This is a genomic window from Comamonas faecalis, assembly GCF_039538025.1.
Taxonomy (GTDB): domain Bacteria; phylum Pseudomonadota; class Gammaproteobacteria; order Burkholderiales; family Burkholderiaceae_C; genus Comamonas_C; species Comamonas_C faecalis.
Window position 1 is genome coordinate 62,257 of record NZ_BAABBP010000002.1, and the last position, 17,255, is coordinate 79,511.

Below are 17,255 nucleotides of genomic sequence, written 5' to 3' on the forward strand. Positions count from 1 at the left end.
CTTGGCCTGCCAGAAGTTCTTACCCCTGGTCGCAGAAAAATCTAGGGAATTCCCCGGGTGCGCAATGCCAGTTTTGCGTCGTAAATTAAAAAAATGACACAAAACTTGCATGGCAGCGTAGAAAAACCAGCAGGCACCACCAGCGTGATGCAGCGGCTGGAGCGCTTTCGTGCACAAGGCACGGCGTCGCAACGCAACGTGGCCAGCTACATGCTGGGCAATCTCGCCAGCCTGCCTTTCGAGACATCGGCCAGCTTGGCGGCCAAGCTGGGGCTGAGCGAGACCACTGTAGGGCGTTTTTGCCGCCATTTGGGCTTTCGCCATTTCAAGGATCTCAAGCACAACCTGCGCGACGACCTGGGCGATAGCCCTTGGTTGATGGGCGATCGTCTGCAGGATTTCCTGCAAAGACGCAGCCAGGAGGGGCGCGACTATAGCCGTAGCCTGGAACTGAGCATTGCCGCTCAGGTGGCCGTCTACGAGCTCACACGCTCGCCGCAGTGGCAGCCCGTGGTCGAGCGCCTAGCGCTCTACAAGACCATCTTGGTAGCAGGCTTTCAGACCGAACGTGGCGTGGCGGCCTGCATGGCGCATTTGCTGCAATACATCCGCGCCGGCGTGCACCTGATAGACAACGGGGCGGGCCACTACAGCGACGCGCTGCTGGCCGATCCCGAAGAGACGGCGCTCATCGTCTTTGATGCCCGGCGCTATTCGCGCCACGCACTGCTGCTGTGCCGCAAGGCGCGCGACGAGGGGCTGCCGGTGACGCTGGTCACCGACATGTATTGCGACTGGGCCGACAGCAGCGCCACCGAGGTGTTTCGCGTACCCACAGGGCTGGATCTATTCTGGGAATGCACGGCGCCCATGCAGGTGCTGGCGCACCTGATGGTCAACGAAGTCTTTGTGCGCCTGGGCCAAAGCGCCGAACAGCGCCTGGAGCAGATTGCCGGCCTGAACCACGCCTTCATCGGCTACACCTCGGCGCGCGACGCTTTGACCTGACGGCCTTTGACCAACTTTTTACCCGCCAGCGCGCCACGAGCGCTGCTGGCCCGACATCTCCACCTCCTCAACGCTCTAAGAGAACCCAGACCATGAAGACTTCGCTCAAAACCATGTTCGCCGCTGCCGCGCTGTGCGCGCTGTCGGCGCAGGCCCAGGACGCCATTCGCATCGGCATCGAAGGTGCCTACCCTCCGTTCAACGCCGTCGATGCCAAGGGTCAGCTCTACGGCTTTGACGTTGACATCGCCAACGCCCTGTGCGCCGCGATGAAGGCCAAGTGCACACTGGTCGCGCAAGACTGGGATGGCATGATCCCGGCGCTGGTGGCGCGCAAATTCGACGCCGTCGTCTCGTCGATGGTGAACACCGAGGAGCGCTCGCGCCGCGTCGACTTCACCGACCCCTACTACCGCACACGCCTGGCCGTCGCCGTGCCCAAAGACTCCAAAATCCCCGGCGTAGACGCCAAATACATGAAAGGCAAGACGGTGGGCGCGCAGTCTTCGTCCACGCAGGGCATGTACGCCGAGGACGTCTACGGCAAGGCCGGCGCCGACGTGCGCCTGTACCCCACGCCCGACGAGGCCGGCGCTGACCTGATTGCCGGGCGCCTTGACGCCATGGTGCACGACAAATTCCCGCTGCTTGAGTGGCTGCAAAAAAACAGTGAGGGCTGCTGCAAGCTGCTGGGAGAAATCCCCGGCACCGAGGGCGACACCAGCATTGCGCTGCGCAAGGGCGATGACGCGCTCAAGCAGCGCTTCAACCAGGCGATCAAGGACATCCGTGCCGACGGCACTTACCAGAAAATTTCCCTCAAGTACTTCGGCGCCGATATCTACTGAATAGCGCCAGCGCGCGCGATTGACCGGACGACGACATGCTTGACCTGCTAAGCCTGCTTTCCTTTGGCCAAGGCGGATGGGGCAACGCGCTGCTGCTGGGCACGCTGGTCACCATAGCGCTGGCGCTCACCTGCGTGCCCATCGGCCTGCCGCTCGGCCTGCTAGTGGCAGTCGGCGCTCGCTCCAAGCGCCGTCTGCCGCGCGCCGCCGCCACTGTGTTTTCCACCGTCTTTCGCGGTCTGCCCGAGCTTTTGACGCTGCTGCTGGTGTACTACGGCGCGCAAATCGCCATCCAGCACCTGCTCGAACGCATGGGCTACGCCGGCGAATTCCACATCAACGCCTTTTTTGCCGCCGTCGTCGCCTTCAGCCTGGTGCTGGCGGCCTTCTCCAGCGAGGTGTGGCTGGGCGCATTCAAGACCATCCCCAAGGGCCAGTACGAGGCGGCGCGCTCGCTGGGCCTGTCACGGCGCACGACGTTTGTGCGCATCATCCTGCCCCAGCTCATGCGCGTCGCCCTGCCCGGTCTGTCCAACAACTGGCTGACGCTGCTCAAGGACTCGTCGCTGGTGTCGACGATCTCGCTCGTCGACCTGATGCGCCAGACCAACCTGGCCGTCTCGGCCACCAAACAGCCCATGCTTTTTTACTTCGTCTGCTGCCTGCTGTACCTGCTGCTGTCGGCGCTGTCGGGTGTCGTTTTCAACCGCGCCGAGCGCCGCTTCGGGCGCCACGTACAGGGAGCGCGCTGATGAGCGAACTGGTCATGAGCCTGCTCGGATATGTCATCGACCCTGAGCTGCTCGAGCGCTACGGCGCACGCATGCTCGAAGGCCTGGGCATCACCATCAAGCTGGTCGCGCTGTCCTATTTTCTCGGCCTGCTGCTCGGCTGGATGCTGGCGCTGGGCCGTATGAGCGGCAACAAGGCCGTGCAGCTTCCCTGCCGCGCCTACATCTACTTCTTTCGTGGCTCACCCCTGCTCGCCCAGCTGTTTTTGCTCTATTACGGCCTGGGGTCGCTGCGCGGGTTTTGGCAGGACGTGGGCCTGTGGTGGTTTTTTCGCGATGCCTGGTATTGCTCGGTGCTCGCCTTCACGCTCAACACCGCTGCCTACCAGGCGGAAATTTTCCGCGGCAGCCTGCTGGCCATACCCAAGGGGCAGTACGAGGCCTGCCGCGCGCTCGGCCTGAGCCGCTTCACGACGATGGTGCGCGTAGTGCTGCCGCAGTCCATGCTGGTCGCACTCGGCCCCCTGGGCAACGAGTTGATTTTGATGATCAAGGCCAGCGCGATTGCCTCGCTGGTGACCGTGTACGACGTGATGGGCGTGGCGCGTCTGGCGTTTTCGCGCAGCTTCGACTTCGAGGTCTATCTGTGGGCTGCCGTGCTTTATTTGATCATCGTCGAGATCATCCGGCGCGCGCTCAAGCGCATCGAAGCGCGGCTGTCGCGCCACGTAGTGCCTTGAGCGGGTAAGAGGCGATTGACCATGCCCCCCATCACCTCTTTCTCTTCGCACGACGCTCTGGTGCTGGGCGCCGGCATCGTCGGCACCTGTACGGCGCTGCATCTGCAGCAGCGCGGTCTGTCGGTCTGCCTGGTCGATCGCCAGGATCCCGGTACCGGCACCAGCAGCGGCAACGCCGGGCTGATCGAGCGCGCTTCGGTCGTGCCCTATGCGTTTCCACAATCGCCGCTGGCGCTGTTGCGCTATGCCAGCAATCTGCGCGCTGACGTGCACTTCCAGTGGCGCGCACTGCCCGCGCTTACACCCTGGCTGTGGCGCTATTGGCGCGAATCGGCACCCGCACCGCTCGAGCGCGCGGCGCACGACATGCTGCCGCTCATCGAGCGCTGCGTGAGCGAGCACCAGCCCCTGATCGAGGCGGCACACCTGGCGCACCTGGTGCGCACGCAGGGCTGGATCGACATCTACCGCGCCCCGCGCGCGTTTGCCCAAGCCGCGGCCGAAGGCCGGGCGCTGGCCGCGCGCCACCAGCTGCAGCTCGACGTGCTCGACGGCACGGCGCTCAAGGCGCGCGAAAGCGGCTTTGCGCCCGGCGCGGCCATGGCTGGCGGACTGCACTGGCGCGACCCCTGGACGGTAAGCGCCCCCGCTCGCCTGGTGCAGGGCTACGCCGAGCTCTTTGCACGGCGCGGCGGCACGGTGCTGCGCGCCGACGCCAGCGGCCTGCGCCAGAGCGAGGACGGCGCTTGGTGCCTGAACACGCCTGCCGCCACACTACGCGCCCGGCACGTGGTGATCGCGTTGGGCCCCGACGCCGGTGCACTGTGCCGGCGCTTGGGCTACCGCCTACCGCTTGCGCACAAACGCGGCTACCACCTGCACTACCGCATCACGCCCGAAACACCCGCGCCAGAGCATCCGCTGTGCGACTCGCGCGCGGGCTTTGTCCTCGCCGCAATGGAGCAGGGCTTGCGCCTGACGACCGGTGTCGAGCTGGCGCTGCCCGATGCGCCGCCTAACCACGTGCAGATCGACCGTGCCGAGCGCATCGCCCGCCGCTACTGGCCGCTGGGCGAGCGCGTCGAGGCCGAGCCCTGGATGGGCCGGCGCCCCTGCACGCCCGACATGCGCCCCATCGTGGGCGCCGCTCCGCGCCACCAGGGGCTGTGGTTCAACTTTGGCCACGCACACCACGGCCTGACGCTCGGCCCGGCCTGCGCACGGCTGCTGGCCGAGCTCATCTGCGGCGAGCCAACTTTCTGCAACCCCGTGCCGTATGCGGCACAGCGTTTTCTGTGAGCCACCATGTCCGTTACCGACGCCCTTGCAACCGAGCAGAACCACGGCCCCCGTGCCGACGCCCACGGCGACGACCGGCCCGTCGTCATCCAGATCCGCGGCATGAACAAGTGGTATGGCAGCTACCACGCGCTGCACGACATCGATCTGGACGTGCGCCAGGGCGAACGCATCATCCTGTGCGGCCCCTCGGGCTCGGGCAAATCCACGCTGATCCGCTGCATCAACCAACTCGAGCAGATCGAGCAAGGCAGCATCCACATTCACGGCGCCGACGTAACGCGCCAGGACAAACCCGCCCAGGTGGCGCTGCGCGACGTGGGCATGGTGTTCCAGCATTTCAACCTGTTTCCGCACATGACGGTGCTCGACAACTGCACGCTCGCGCCCATGAGCGTCAAGGGCATGAGCCGCCGCCAGGCCGAGGAAAGCGCGCGCGAGCGACTGGAAAAAGTGGGTATGGCCCACCTCACCGGCCAATTTCCCACACAGCTGTCGGGCGGACAGCAGCAGCGCGTGGCCATCGCCCGCACGCTGTGCATGGATCCAAAAATCATTTTGTTTGACGAGCCCACGGCGGCGCTCGACCCCGAGATGGTCAAGGAAGTGCTCGATGTCATGGTGCGGCTGGCCAACACCGGCATCACCATGCTGTGCGTCACGCATGAAATGGGTTTTGCCAGGCAAATGGCCGAGCGCGTGCTGTTTCTCGACCAGGGCGTGATTTTGGAAGACACGCCGCCGCAGGATTTTTTTGCCGCGCCGCGCACCGAGCGCGCCCGGGCCTTCCTCAAGCAAATTCTTTGACCCGCACGCGAAGAAAGCGCCCCCATGCACCACTTCACCGCCCAGCAGACCCGCGACGCCCTGCCTTTTGACCGCCTGATCGCCGCGCTGCGCGCCGCCTTTGCGCAGGGCGCCAGCGTGCCGCTGCGCCACAACCACGCCATCGAATGCCAGGGCGCAAAGGGCACCACCCTCATCATGCCGGCGTGGAGCGAGGCGGGCTTCTACGGTCTCAAGACGGTCAACATCTTTCCGGGCAACGGCGCGCGCGGCCTGCCCGGGCTGCATTCCACCTACCTGCTGCACGACGCGACGACGGGCGTGCCGCTGGCGCTGATCGACGGCAACGAGATCACCTCGCGGCGCACCGCAGCAGCCGCCGCGCTGGGCGCCGACTATCTGGCGCGCCAAGACGCGCGGCGCCTGCTGCTGCTGGGCGCAGGCCGCGTCGGCGCGCTGGTGCCGCGCGCGCTGCGCGCCGTGCGGGGCATACGCGAGGTCGACGTCTGGAACCCCAACGCCGAGCGCGGCCAGGCGCTGGCCGACGCGCTGCGCACCGAAGGGTTTGATGCCCGCTACACCACCGACCTGGAACAGGCGGCGCGTAGCGCCGACATCATCAGCTGCGCCACGCTGGCGCACACGCCGCTGATCCGCGGCGCCTGGCTGCAGCCCGGCGTGCACCTGGACTTGATCGGCAGCTTTGCCCCGCAGATGAAAGAGGCCGACGTGGACTGCTTTGCCGGCCGCGAGGTGTATGTGGACACCGACGAGGCGCCGCTCAAGGCCGGTGAGCTGCTCGACGCCTTTGCCAGCGGGCGCTTTGCGGCAAGCGACATCCGCGCCAATTTGCAGCAGCTCACGCGCGGCGAGCGCCCCGGGCGCACGAGTGAGGACGCCGTCACCGTGTTCAAGGCCGTGGGCAGCGCGCTGGAAGATTTGACGGCGGCGACGCTGGTGTGGCGCGCCCACCTGCCGACAGACTGATCAACCCGCCATCAAGGCCTTGCTGGCCGCGGCGCTAGGCCGCGCAGCGACGCGCTCGAACCAGGGGGCGATGCGCGGCAGACTGCGATCCCAGGGCTGGCCCACGCCGTCGGCAAAATCGAGCCAGACGTAGAGCCAGATGTCGGCGCAGGTGAAACGCTGGCCGCACAGCCAGGGGTTGTCTCCCATCATCGCGTCGAGCCACTTCAGCCGATCTTGCACCACGCGCTTGAGCCCGGCCGCGCCCTCGGGCACGACGGGGATGCGCGGCGCAAAGCGCTCCAGACCCTCGGCGTAGTGGTAGGCGTTGTGGATGAATTCGGTAATGTTGAGCTCGACGCGGCGCCACCACTGGCGGGTGAACGCGCGCTCTGCCGCGGTGCGGCCGATCAGCGCGGGCTCGGGGTGCAGCTCTTCGAGGTATTCGGCTATCGCCACCGCCTCGGCCAGCACGGTGCCGTCGTCCAGCTGCAGCGCCGGCGTCTGCCCGGCCGGGTTGCGCGCCAGGTAGGCGGGAGCGCGGTTGTCGCCGGCAAACACATCGACCAGGGTGGCGGGCAGCTGCAGGTCTTTTTCCAGCAAGAACATGCGCAGGCAGCGCGGTGCCGGGCTGTGTGCGTCGTAGAGCAGCATGGCGGTTACAGCAGATCAAGCACGCGCTCGGGCGGGCGGCACAGCGCCGCGCCCTTGGGGGTGACGACGATGGGACGGTTGAGCAGCTTGGGGTGCTCGGCAATCGCCGCAATCAGCGCCTCGTCGCCCACCGACGCGTCGCCCAGGCCCAGCTGCTGGTAGGCGTCTTCCTTGCTGCGCATCAGCTCGCGCACCGGAGTGCCCACCTGCGCGACCAGCGCGCGCAGCTGCGCCGCGGTCAACGGGTCTTTCACGTATTCAACGATGCGCGGCTCGATGCCGCGCTCGCGCAGCAGTGCCAGCGCGCCGCGCGAGTTGCTGCAATGGGGGTTGTGGTAGATGGTGATGTCGTTGCGTTCGGTCATGGGCGCAAGACTAGCACCACCGTTGGCGCCCTGCCTCGGGCCGGCGCGTCAACCCTGTGCCTCGAACGCGATCTGCCCGCCCACCAGCGTCATGCGCACGCGCCCGGGCAGCTCCAGCCCGCCAAACGGCGTGTGCTTGCCCTGGCTGGCCAGCGCCTTCGGCTCGACGATCCACCAGGCCTCGGGGTCGACGATGGCCAGGTCGGCCACGCCGCCGGCGGTGATGCGCCCGCAGCTGGCGGCAAACGTGCCCAGCGCGCCGCCGAGTACGCCGGCCGGCGCGCTGGTGACCGTGGCCAGCGCGCGGGGCAGCGGCACGCGCGCGTCGCGCGACCATTTCAGCGCAATCGACAGCAGCAGCTCCAGCCCCGTCGCGCCGGGCTCGGCCTCGGCGAACGGCAGGTGCTTGGCGTCCTCGTCGACCGGCGTGTGGTCCGAGACCAGCGCGTCGATGGTGCCGTCGGCCAGGCCCGCAGCCAGCGCCGCGCGGTCGCGCTCCTGGCGCAGCGGCGGGATCAGCCGCGCGCGGCTGTCGAAGTAGCCGATGTCCATGTCGGTCAGCAGCAGCGAGTTGATGCTCACGTCGCAGGTCACCGGCAGCCCCTGCGCCTTGGCGGCGCGCACCAGCGCCACGCCCGCACCGCTGGACAGCCGGCACAGGTGCACGCGCACGCCGGTGGTCTTCATCAGCTCGAAGATGGTGTGCAGCGCAATCGTCTCGGCCGCCACCGGCACGCCGGCCAGGCCCAGGCGCGTGGCCAGCGGGCCGCTGGCGGCCACGCCGCGGCCCAGGTGCAGCTCCTGCGGGCGCAGCCAGACGGTGTAGCCAAACGTGGCCGCGTACTGCAGCGCGCGCTGCGTCACCTGGGTGCTGGCCAGTGCCACGTCGGCCTGCGAGAAGCCGACGCAGCCCGAGTCGGTCAGCTCGGCCATCTCGGTGAGCACCTCGCCGGCCAGGCCGCGGGTGAGCGCACCCAGCGGGAACAGGCGCGCCTGGTGCAGTTTTTCTGCGCGGAACTTCAGCATCTCGACCAGGCCAGGCTCGTCGAGCACCGGGTCGGTGTCGGGCGGGCAGACCAGGCTGGTCACGCCGCCGGCCACGGCCGCGGCCATCTCGGATTCGAGCATGCCCTCGTGCTCGTGACCCGGCTCGCGCAGGCGCGCGGCCAGATCGACCAGGCCGGGCAGCACCAGGCAGCCGCGCGCGTCGATCACGCGGCTGGGCGCGAAGTCCTGCGGGATGGCGTCGACGCCGATGACGCGCCCGGCGGCAATCGCCAGGCTGCAGACCTTGTCCAGCCCGCTGGCCGGGTCGATCACGCGGCCGTTTTCAATCAATATCTTCATGCTTGTGTCCTGCTCTGCGCCTGCTGCCGGCTCAGGCGACGTTGCCTGCGACGATGGACATGACGGCCATGCGCACCGCAATGCCGAACGTGACCTGCGAGAGGATGACCGCCTGCGGCCCGTCGACGACGGCCGAGTCGATCTCCACTCCGCGGTTGATCGGCCCGGGGTGCATGACGATGGCGTCGGGCTTTGCCAGGCGCAGCTTGTCCTCGGTCAGGCCGAAGCTCTTGAAATACTCCTGGCTCGACGGCAGCAGCGCGCCGGTCATGCGCTCGTTCTGCAGCCGCAGCATGATGATCACGTCGCAGCCGCGGATGCCCTCCTCCAGGTCGTGGAACACCCGCACGCCCATGTCTGCCATGTCGCCGGGCACCAGTGTGCGCGGGCCGACTACGCGCACCTCGGCCGCGCCCAGCGTGGTCAGCGCGTGGATGTCAGAGCGCGCCACGCGCGAGTGCAGCACGTCGCCGACGATGGCCACCGTCAGGTTGGAGAAATCCTGCTTGTAGTGGCGGATGGTGTACATGTCGAGCATGGCCTGCGTCGGGTGGGCGTGGCGCCCGTCGCCGGCGTTGACCACGTGCACGTGCGGCGCCACGTGCTGCGCGATCAGGTAGGGCGCGCCCGACTGGCTGTGGCGCACGACGAACAGGTCGGCCGCCATGGCCGACAGGTTGTCCACCGTATCGAGCAGCGACTCGCCCTTGGCCGTCGAGCTGCGCCCGATATCGAGCGTGAACACGTCGGCCGACAGCCGCTTGGCGGCGATGTCGAAGGTGGTGCGCGTGCGCGTGCTGTTCTCGAAGAACAGGTTGAACACGCTCTTGCCGCGCAGCAGCGGCACTTTCTTGACCTCGCGGTCGCTGACGCTCACGAAGCTGGCCGCCGTGTCCAGGATGTGCGTGAGGATGGCGCGCGGCAGCCCTTCGATGGACAGCAGGTGGATCAGCTCGCCGTTGGCGTTGAGTTGGGGGTTGCGCTGGGAGAGCACCGTCACACCTCCTGGATCTCTTTGATGTCGAACTGCAGGTGGCCGCCCTCGGCCCGCGCCAGCGACAGCGACTGCGTGGGAGCCAGCACCACGCGCGCGGCGGCAAAGTCGGGCGCGATCGGCAGCTGGCGCCCGCCGCGGTCGACCAGCACCGCCAGACGAACGCGCTGCGGGCGGCCAAAGTCGAACAGCTCGTTGAGCACCGCGCGGATGGTGCGCCCGGTGTAGAGCACGTCGTCCAGCACCAGGATGTCGGCGCCGTTCACCTCGAACGGCAGCTGCGTCTGCACGCTGGCGGCCAGGCCCCGGCGGGCAAAGTCGTCGCGGTGCATGGCCGAGGACAGCACGCCGTGCTCGCCCTCCAGGCCCAGGTCGCGCTGCAGGCGCTCGGCCAGCCACATGCCGCCCGAGGCAATGCCCGCCAGCCGTGTGCCCGGCTGCACCAGCGTGCGCACGCCGCGCAGCAGCTCACCGTAGAGCAACTCGGCGTCCAGCGCCAGGTGGCCGGTGGCGGAAACAGGGGGGTTCATCACAGACTCCTCAAGAATTGCTCCAGGATGATGCAGGCCGACGCCGCGTCGGCGTCGCGCGCGCCCGCGGCCAGCGCCTCGGTCGTGCTGTAGCGCTCATCCACTTCATAGACCGGCAGGCCGTAGCGCCCGCGCAGCTGGCGCGCGAACTTGAGCGCGCGCGCCGTGTTCTCGTGCGCCGCGCCGTCGGGGTGAAACGGCACGCCAACGACCAGCGCGTCGGGCTGCCACTCGCGCAGGCGCTCGGCGACCTGCACCCAGCGCGCGTCGCCCTCGGCGCGTATCGTCGGCTGCCCGCTGGCCGTGCCCAGCAGCCGCGTGCCGACGGCGACGCCGGTGCGCTTGAGGCCGAAGTCGAACGCCAGAAAGCTTTGCAGATGGGCGGGCACGGGCTCGGCGGCAGGCGCGGTCATGCCCGCCCTGCCTCGGGAGAGAGCATCCAGGCCTGCAGGCCCAGCAGCGCCAGCGCACGGTCGTAGCGCTCGTCCGCCGGCGTCTCGAAGATCACCGCTGCGTCGGCGTCCACGGTCAGCCAGGCGTTCTCGGCCAGCTCCGATTCGAGCTGGCCCTCGCCCCAGGCCGAATAGCCCAGCGTGATCAGCACGCGCCGCGGCCCCACGCCGTGCGACAGCGCCTCCAGCACGTCGCGCGAGGTGGTCATCTCCAGGCCGCCGGCAATCACCAGCGTCGACGCGTAGGGGCTGGTGTCCTGCGCCTCGGCATCGTCGCCGCCCGCCGTGGGCGGCGGGCTCATCGCGTCGTGCAGCACGAAGCCGCGCTCGGTCTGCACCGGCCCGCCGATGAAGACCGGCTCGTGCGTCAGGTCGGCGCGCCCCAGCGACAGGTCGACCTTGTCGAACAGGCCCTGCAGATCGATGTCGGTCGGCTTGTTGATGATCAGCCCGAGCGCCCCGTGTGCGTTGTGTTCACACAGGTAGACGACGCTGCGGGCAAACGCCCTGTCCTCCATGCCCGGCATGGCGATCAGGAAGTGGTTCGTCAGGTTGGTGGCGTCGGCGGTGGCAACAGGCATGGCGCCGATTTTACGGCCGGGCAATCCTCCCGTGGGCCGCTTGCCCGGCGCGGTGGCGGCGAATGCCGCGCACCGGCGCCTATCCGGCGCCCGCGCTACGCCGGCACCGCGCTGGCCTGCGTGTACAGCTGCGCCAGTCCCAGCAGCTCGTCGTCGGAATAGGGCTTGCCCAGGTAGTGGTTGGCGCCCAGCTCCAGCGCCAGGTCGCGGTGCTTTTGCGCGATGCGCGAGGTGATCATCACCACGGGCAGATCGGCCCACTGCGCGTGGCCGCGGATCTGGCGCAGCAGGTCGAAGCCGTCCATGCGCGGCATCTCGATGTCCGACAGCACCAGCGCCGGGCGCTCGTGCTGCAATTGTTCGAGCGCCTGCAGGCCGTCGTTGGCCAGCGCGACGCGGTAGCCCTCGCGGCGCAGCATGCGCTGGGTGACGCGGCGCACGGTGATCGAGTCGTCGACCACCAGCACCAGTGGCACCTGGCTGGCTGCGCCGTCCGCGCCGGTCGACGGCGCCTGGGGCTGCGCGGTATCCGCGCCCGCCTGCTGCATCAGCGCGCGCGCCTGCTCGCCGTAGACGGTGGCCAGCGCCACCGGGTTGTAGATCAGCACGACCGCGCCCGAGGCCAGCACCGACATGCCGGCCAGCCCCGGCAGGCGCGACAGCTGCGGCCCCAGGTTCTTGACCACCACTTCCTGGTTGCCCAGCACCTCGTCGACGTGCAGCGCCAGGCGCTGCTGCGCGCTGCGCACGATGACGACCGGGCGCGTCTTCGCGGCGCCCGCCTCCTGGCTGGCGCCGCTGGCCTGCAGGAGCGCGCCGGCCCAGTACAGCGCCAGCGGCGTGCCGCCCTCGTCGAACTGCTGCTGCGCGTATGCCTGCTCCAGCGCGGCCAGCGGCACACGGCGCACGATCTCGATCAGGCTGGCGGGCACGCCAAAGGTGCGCTCGCCGGCGCGCAGCATCACAACCTGGGTGACCGCGGTGGTCAGCGGCAGCACCAGGCGGAACGAGGTGCCCTGCCCGGGTGTGGATTGCGTCTCGATGCGCCCGCCCAGTGCGTTGACCTCGGTGCGCACCACGTCCATGCCGATGCCGCGACCGGACAGCCCGGTCAGCGCGCTGGCCGTCGAGAAGCCCGGCGAGAAGATCAGCTCGAACGCTTGGTCCGCATCCAGCTGCGCGTCCGGCGCCAGCAGGCCGCGCTCGACCGCCTTGGCGCGAATGCGCTCAAGATCCAGCCCTGCACCGTCGTCGCTGAATTGCACCGCAACGTCGTTGCCCTCCTGGCGCAGCGCGATGTGGATGGTGCCGGCGGCGCTCTTGCCCGCGGCTGCGCGCTGCTCGGGCATTTCGATGCCATGGTCGGCGCAGTTGCGCAGCAGATGCTCGAAGGCGGGCGCCATGCGTTCGAGCACGCCGCGGTCCATTTCGATCGAGCCGCCTTCGATGTCCAGCTTGATCGACTTGCCCGTCTCCTTGGACACCTGGCGCACGACGGCGTACAGCCGCTCGGCAATGCTCTCGAACTCGACCATGCGCGTGCGCAGCAGGTCGCGCTGCAGTTCGCGCGCCTGGCGCGCCTGGGCGACCAGGTCGTCCTCGGCGCCAGCCATGACGCGCTGCATGTTGCGCTGCACCGTGGCGATGTCGTTGACCGACTCGGCCATCATGCGCGTGAGCTCCTGCACGCGCGTGAAACGGTCGAACTCCAGCGGGTCGAACCCCGCGGCCGTGTCCTTGGACAGCGCCAGGCGCGACTGCATCTGCGACTCGGACTGCACCTCGATGTCGCGCAGCTGCTGGCGCAGGCGGTCGAGGTTGCCGGTCAGGTCGGCCAGCGAGCCGCGCAGCTGGCCCATGCGGGCGTCCAGGCGCGAGCGCGCGATCATCACCTCGCCGGCCTCGCCCACCAGGCGGTCGAGCAGCTGCGCGCGCACGCGCACCATCGGGCCGCCGCCGTGCAAGGGTGCGGCAGCGGGTGCAGGCACGGGCACGGGAGCAGATGCGGCGGGCACGCCGTCCGGCGCCGGCGCGACGGTGACCGCCTCGCTCAGCGGCTGCGCGCCGATGGTGCGCAGCGCGTCGAAGTTGGCCTGCAGGTCGTCCAGGTGCACCAGCAGCGGCTCGACGTCGCGCTCGCTGGCGCTGTCCAGGTCGATGCGCTCCACGGCCGACTCCAGCCGGTGCGCCATCTCGCCCAGGCGCATCGCGCCGGCCAGGCGCGCGCTTCCCTTGAGCGTGTGCAGCGCGCGCAGCAGGCTGCTGCGCGCTGCCGTGTCGCCAATGCGCCGCGCCCACTGGCGCAGCGCCGCGGCCGTGGCCGGCAGCAGCTCCAGCGCCTCTTCCTCGAAGATGGGGAACAGATCGGGGTCGATGACGTCTAGCAGGTCGATGTCGTCCTCGTGCACCAGGTGGCTGGCAGCGGCAGCGGCAATGCGCGCATCCACCTCCTGCTCGCGCGCCAGGCGCGCCTGCAGCGCTGCCGCGTCCTCGGCCGGTGCGGCATCCGCGGTGCTGCGCTCGGGGCCGCCCTGCGCCAGCGCCGCGTCGACAAAGTCGGCATCGGCATCGGCATCGATATCGGCGTCGGCGAGCGCCTGCGCATCGGCCGGCGCCGGGCTGCCCAGCGCGCCGAGCACCTCGGCGTCCAGCACCTGTTGCAGCTGCTGGCCGATGCGTGCGTCGGCATCCTTCAGAAAGCCCGCGGCGAACTGGTGCAGCAGGCGCCGGATCTCGTCGGCCGCCGCGCTGAACACCTGCGCCTGCGCGGGCGTGCCACTCACCTGCGGCTGCACATGCTGCAGCGTGTGCTCCAGCAGCCGCGCCAGGCGCGACAGCACGTCAAAGCCGACGGTGGCCGAGCTGCCGGCCAGCGCGTGGGCAAAGGCGATCGCGTCGTCGGGCACCGGCCGATGCAGCTCCAGCGCCCACTCCTGCAGCGCGGTGACCAGGCGGCGCGACCATTCGTCGGCCTCGTTCAGATAGACATTGAACAGCGGCAGCGGGATGCGCAGCGACCCGATGAGCTTGACCGCCTCCTCCTCGGGCAGCACCGGCGGGTGCAGCTCGATGATGCGCGCCGACGGCCGCTGCGGTGACTCGGCCTGCGCTGCGGCATCGGTTATTTCGGCCGCGTCGTCCTCCTCGTCCCTGCCGCCCGCCTGGCCCTCGTCCGGGTGCTGGTGGCCTTCACTGGCGGCTTCATGCGGCGGCGGCGCGCCCTCCTCTGCCGGCGGCTCATCCTGTGCCAGGTCCATCACAGAGGCCGAACCGGCCTCTGCATCTACAACGTCTTCCGACGGGCCGTCCAGCAAGTCTTCGGCGGGTTCTTCGGGCTCGGCGGCAGGGCTGGCCGCCGCGTCGGCAAAGGCGGCAAAGTCGAACTGCGCCAGTTCGGGCGCGTCGGGCGCCAGCTCGAACGCCTGCAGCGCGGCGTCGTCGATCGGGCGCACCTCGTCGATCGTCGTGTCGGCAAAGTCGGGCAGCGCGAATGCGTCGTCGTCCAGGTCGGCGTCCAACGCCGGCAGGCCGGCATCCAGCGCCTCGGCGGGCTCGTCCTGCACGGCCGGCGGCGCGGGTTCTTCCCGCTCCGACGGCACCGGTTGCACCAACTCCTGCTCCTGCCCCGGCACGGCCAGCGCCACCAGCCGGCCTTCGCTGCGCATGGCCTGCGCCGCGTCGATGAAGGGCTGGGCCTGCCAGGCGGTGGCGTCGCCGTCGGCGATGGCCTGGCCCCAGCGGCCAAACGCGGCCAGCGCCTGGCGCGAGAGTTCGAGCAACGGCGCGTGAATGGGTTTCTGCTCGGCCAGCCAGGCGTTGAGCACCTGCTCCATCGCCCAGGCAGCGTCGCCAAACGCGGCCAGACCCACCATGCGCGAGCTGCCCTTGAGCGTGTGAAAGGCGCGGCGCAGCGTGGTCTGCTCGCTCAGATCGGCGGCTTCGCGCTGCAGCGCATCGGCCGCGGCCAGGCCGTTGGCAACCACCTCGCGCGCCTCCTCCAGGAAGATGTCCAGCAGCTCTTCTTCGCCGTCGTCTTCCTCTTCATGCGCGGACGCGGGCGGAGTTGCCGGCGCACCGGCATCGGTAGCCGGCAAGCCCGGCAGGGCAGCGGCAGCCTCCGGCATTGCCGCGGGCGCTGCGGGCACAACGGCGGGCGCGCTGCTGCGCCCCATCAGGCTGCGCAGCTCGCCACTTGCCTCGTCGTAGGCAAACAGCTTGCGCGCCATGGCGCGCTGGTAGCTGAGCATGTCGATCAGAAAGCCGAGCGCGCCCAGGTTGCCGCCCAATTGCTCGAAGACGCGCGGCTGCTCCTGCTCCGACACCTCTGCGCCGAGCAGGCGCTCCACGGTCTCGCGCATGCCGACGACGGCGCGCGATGCCTCGTCCATGCCCAGCACCGACAGTACGCCGCGCATCTGCTGCAGGCTGCCAGGCACGCTGGACAGCGCGACCATGTCGCTGTGGTCGCGGAAATACTGGTCCATGGACTTTTCAGCCTCGGCCAGCGTGGCGCGCAACTCGCCGACGACGCTGCCCATGGTCTGGTGGTCGCTCACGCGCCGGTACAGCTCCTCCATCCAGGGCTGCAGCGGTTCGGGCTCTCCGCCGGCGATCACGCCCTGCAAGCGCTGGGCCAGGTGGGTGGCGCGCGCGTCCATGTGCTGCTGCGCGGCGTCCAGCTCCTCGAACGCGGCCTGCAGGTAGAGCACCGCAGTGGCCACTTCCATCGCCAGCGCCGCGTCGGGCGGCTGGCCCGAGCGCAGCGTGGCCTCCACCGCCTGGGTCAACGCCTGCGCCAGCGGCTCGCTGCCCGGGTGCAGCTTGCGCAGCGAGTCGCACACCAGGCTGAAGTGGTCGGCCGCGGCCTTGAGCTTGTGCGCGTCGCCGCCCGACAGCGCCGACCAGGTGTCGGTCGCCACGGCGATGCGCTTGCGCGCCTGCACCAGCACCGCCGGGTCGAACAGGCCGTACAGCGGCTGGCCGTAGGCGACCGGCTGCGCCTGCTCCAGGCCGGCGGCGCGGCGCACCGCCTGCAGCACGGGCGCAGCAGCGGCGTCGCCTGCCTGGGCGCAGAAGAACAGCAGATCCTGCACCAGGCGGTCAGCCACCTCTGCGCCGCCCTTGGCAAAGGCTGCGTACTGCAGCAGCACGCGCGAGGCCATGCGCTTGACGTAGACGTCGGGCGCCAGCAGCCCGTGCGCCAGCGCATCGAAGAAGCCGGCGCTGGCCTGCCAGAAGGCGCGCGCGCCGGGCTCGGCCTGCGCGCTGGCAAAGCCCAGGCTGGCCTGCACCAGGTCACGTGCGGCCTGTGCGTCCTGCGCGTTCTTGACCAGGCGCAGCACCGCGCGGTCGAGCAGCGTGCGTGCCTCGGGGCCGTAGACGAGCGGCTGCACGCCGGGCAGCTCGACATTGCGCAGCGGCTGGTCGTGCTCCCACAAGTCGCTCGGGTGGGCGCTGGCGTCGCCGGCCAGCGCCAGCACGTCGCGGTACTGGGCAAACAGGCCGACGGCCGGCGCGCTCTTGCCCGCCAGCACTTTTTGCAGGTATTCGATCAGCGCGAAGCTGGCGCGTTCGAGCAGTGCGGCCGCCTCGCGCGTGCACAGCTCGGGCTTGAGCACGAAGCGCTGCACCGCCGCCTCCATCGCGGAGAGCAGCAGCGCCGGCGGCTGCATGCCGATCATCTGCAGCGCGCCGCCCGCCTGGTGCAGCTGCTGGCGCGCCGCGCGCAGCGGCGCCCCGTCGAGCGCGGCCAGGTCGGACTCGCGCGCCGCGTCGCTCTCGCGCACGAAGCGGCGCAACTGCTTGACCGAGGACTCCAGCGCCTTGCGCAGTTCGTCGAGCACCCAGGCCAGCGGCGCCAAGTCGTGGTGCGCCAGGGCCGGCTCGGGCGCGGTGGCGAGGGCGTTGTCCATTGTTGCTGCTGCCATGAATGCGTTCCTGCTGCGGTCGGGCGG

At 69.4% G+C, this 17,255-nt stretch carries 15 protein-coding genes; 7 read left to right on the plus strand and 8 right to left on the minus strand.

Going from position 1 to position 17,255, the window contains the following annotated elements:
* Positions 1-93 precede the first annotated feature (93 nt).
* The 7 genes from ABD767_RS01455 to lhpI all read left to right on the plus strand — a co-directional run bounded on the left by ABD767_RS01455 (position 94) and on the right by lhpI (position 6,399).
* On the plus strand, positions 94-1,008 hold the full coding sequence (locus ABD767_RS01455; protein ID WP_103043670.1) for a MurR/RpiR family transcriptional regulator: 915 nt from the start codon (positions 94-96) through the stop codon (positions 1,006-1,008).
* A gap of 92 nt (positions 1,009-1,100) precedes the next feature.
* Positions 1,101-1,856 carry a transporter substrate-binding domain-containing protein gene (locus tag ABD767_RS01460; protein WP_103043669.1) on the plus strand — a complete coding sequence of 252 codons (756 nt, stop codon included), beginning with the start codon at positions 1,101-1,103 and terminating at the stop codon, positions 1,854-1,856.
* A gap of 35 nt (positions 1,857-1,891) precedes the next feature.
* On the plus strand, positions 1,892-2,608 hold the full coding sequence (locus ABD767_RS01465) for an ABC transporter permease subunit (protein ID WP_103043668.1): 717 nt from the start codon (positions 1,892-1,894) through the stop codon (positions 2,606-2,608).
* Positions 2,608-3,327 (plus strand): ABC transporter permease, encoded by a 720-nt coding sequence (locus tag ABD767_RS01470; RefSeq protein WP_344867826.1) that lies wholly within the window; start codon positions 2,608-2,610, stop codon positions 3,325-3,327. Before ABD767_RS01465 ends, ABD767_RS01470 begins: the two co-directional genes overlap by 1 nt.
* A 21-nt stretch (positions 3,328-3,348) precedes the next feature.
* Entirely contained in the window at positions 3,349-4,626 is a 1,278-nt protein-coding gene (locus ABD767_RS01475; RefSeq protein WP_103043667.1) for an FAD-dependent oxidoreductase, read from the plus strand.
* Between the two features lie 102 nt (positions 4,627-4,728).
* Positions 4,729-5,433 carry an amino acid ABC transporter ATP-binding protein gene (locus tag ABD767_RS01480; protein ID WP_344867992.1) on the plus strand — a complete coding sequence of 235 codons (705 nt, stop codon included), beginning with the start codon at positions 4,729-4,731 and terminating at the stop codon, positions 5,431-5,433.
* A 24-nt stretch (positions 5,434-5,457) separates the two neighbouring features.
* Positions 5,458-6,399 (plus strand): bifunctional Delta(1)-pyrroline-2-carboxylate/Delta(1)-piperideine-2-carboxylate reductase, encoded by a 942-nt coding sequence (gene lhpI, locus ABD767_RS01485; protein ID WP_103043665.1) that lies wholly within the window; start codon positions 5,458-5,460, stop codon positions 6,397-6,399.
* Here the strand turns inward: lhpI and ABD767_RS01490 are convergent, their stop codons facing one another.
* From ABD767_RS01490 to ABD767_RS01525, 8 genes are all read right to left on the minus strand, one after another.
* Complete coding sequence (locus ABD767_RS01490) at positions 6,400-7,032, minus strand: glutathione S-transferase N-terminal domain-containing protein (protein ID WP_103043664.1); 633 nt, start codon at positions 7,030-7,032, stop codon at positions 6,400-6,402. It lies immediately after the preceding gene.
* A gap of 5 nt (positions 7,033-7,037) precedes the next feature.
* Positions 7,038-7,397, minus strand: coding sequence for an arsenate reductase (glutaredoxin) (gene arsC, locus ABD767_RS01495; protein WP_103043663.1), 360 nt, complete (start codon positions 7,395-7,397; stop codon positions 7,038-7,040).
* 48 nt (positions 7,398-7,445) lie between these two features.
* Positions 7,446-8,744: a dihydroorotase gene (locus tag ABD767_RS01500; protein WP_103043662.1), complete on the minus strand. Its 1,299-nt coding sequence runs from the start codon at positions 8,742-8,744 to the stop codon at positions 7,446-7,448.
* Positions 8,745-8,775: 31 nt separating this feature from the next.
* Positions 8,776-9,738, minus strand: a complete 963-nt coding sequence (locus ABD767_RS01505) for an aspartate carbamoyltransferase catalytic subunit (RefSeq protein ID WP_103043689.1) — start codon at positions 9,736-9,738, stop codon at positions 8,776-8,778.
* Positions 9,739-9,740: 2 nt separating this feature from the next.
* Positions 9,741-10,268: a bifunctional pyr operon transcriptional regulator/uracil phosphoribosyltransferase PyrR gene (pyrR, locus tag ABD767_RS01510; protein WP_103043661.1), complete on the minus strand. Its 528-nt coding sequence runs from the start codon at positions 10,266-10,268 to the stop codon at positions 9,741-9,743.
* Positions 10,268-10,681: a Holliday junction resolvase RuvX gene (gene ruvX / locus ABD767_RS01515; RefSeq protein ID WP_103043660.1), complete on the minus strand. Its 414-nt coding sequence runs from the start codon at positions 10,679-10,681 to the stop codon at positions 10,268-10,270. The genes pyrR and ruvX overlap by 1 nt, the downstream gene beginning before the upstream one ends.
* Positions 10,678-11,301, minus strand: coding sequence for a YqgE/AlgH family protein (locus ABD767_RS01520; RefSeq protein ID WP_103043659.1), 624 nt, complete (start codon positions 11,299-11,301; stop codon positions 10,678-10,680). Before ABD767_RS01520 ends, ruvX begins: the two co-directional genes overlap by 4 nt.
* A gap of 95 nt (positions 11,302-11,396) precedes the next feature.
* Positions 11,397-17,228 carry a hybrid sensor histidine kinase/response regulator gene (locus ABD767_RS01525; protein WP_103043658.1) on the minus strand — a complete coding sequence of 1,944 codons (5,832 nt, stop codon included), beginning with the start codon at positions 17,226-17,228 and terminating at the stop codon, positions 11,397-11,399.
* Between the last annotated feature and the right edge of the window lie 27 nt (positions 17,229-17,255).

What these genes read in the sequence shown, in the direction of transcription:
- ABD767_RS01455 (WP_103043670.1), top strand. Translation starts at nt 94, where the DNA reads ATGACACAAAACTTGCATGGCAGCGTAGAAAAACCAGCAGGCACCACC.
- ABD767_RS01460 (WP_103043669.1), top strand. Translation starts at nt 1,101, where the DNA reads ATGAAGACTTCGCTCAAAACCATGTTCGCCGCTGCCGCGCTGTGCGCG.
- ABD767_RS01465 (WP_103043668.1), top strand. Translation starts at nt 1,892, where the DNA reads ATGCTTGACCTGCTAAGCCTGCTTTCCTTTGGCCAAGGCGGATGGGGC.
- ABD767_RS01470 (WP_344867826.1), top strand. Translation starts at nt 2,608, where the DNA reads ATGAGCGAACTGGTCATGAGCCTGCTCGGATATGTCATCGACCCTGAG.
- ABD767_RS01475 (WP_103043667.1), top strand. Translation starts at nt 3,349, where the DNA reads ATGCCCCCCATCACCTCTTTCTCTTCGCACGACGCTCTGGTGCTGGGC.
- ABD767_RS01480 (WP_344867992.1), top strand. Translation starts at nt 4,729, where the DNA reads ATGAACAAGTGGTATGGCAGCTACCACGCGCTGCACGACATCGATCTG.
- lhpI (WP_103043665.1), top strand. Translation starts at nt 5,458, where the DNA reads ATGCACCACTTCACCGCCCAGCAGACCCGCGACGCCCTGCCTTTTGAC.
- ABD767_RS01490 (WP_103043664.1), bottom strand. Translation starts at nt 7,032, where the DNA reads ATGCTGCTCTACGACGCACACAGCCCGGCACCGCGCTGCCTGCGCATG.
- arsC (WP_103043663.1), bottom strand. Translation starts at nt 7,397, where the DNA reads ATGACCGAACGCAACGACATCACCATCTACCACAACCCCCATTGCAGC.
- ABD767_RS01500 (WP_103043662.1), bottom strand. Translation starts at nt 8,744, where the DNA reads ATGAAGATATTGATTGAAAACGGCCGCGTGATCGACCCGGCCAGCGGG.
- pyrR (WP_103043661.1), bottom strand. Translation starts at nt 10,268, where the DNA reads ATGAACCCCCCTGTTTCCGCCACCGGCCACCTGGCGCTGGACGCCGAG.
- ruvX (WP_103043660.1), bottom strand. Translation starts at nt 10,681, where the DNA reads ATGACCGCGCCTGCCGCCGAGCCCGTGCCCGCCCATCTGCAAAGCTTT.
- ABD767_RS01520 (WP_103043659.1), bottom strand. Translation starts at nt 11,301, where the DNA reads ATGCCTGTTGCCACCGCCGACGCCACCAACCTGACGAACCACTTCCTG.
- ABD767_RS01525 (WP_103043658.1), bottom strand. Translation starts at nt 17,228, where the DNA reads ATGGCAGCAGCAACAATGGACAACGCCCTCGCCACCGCGCCCGAGCCG.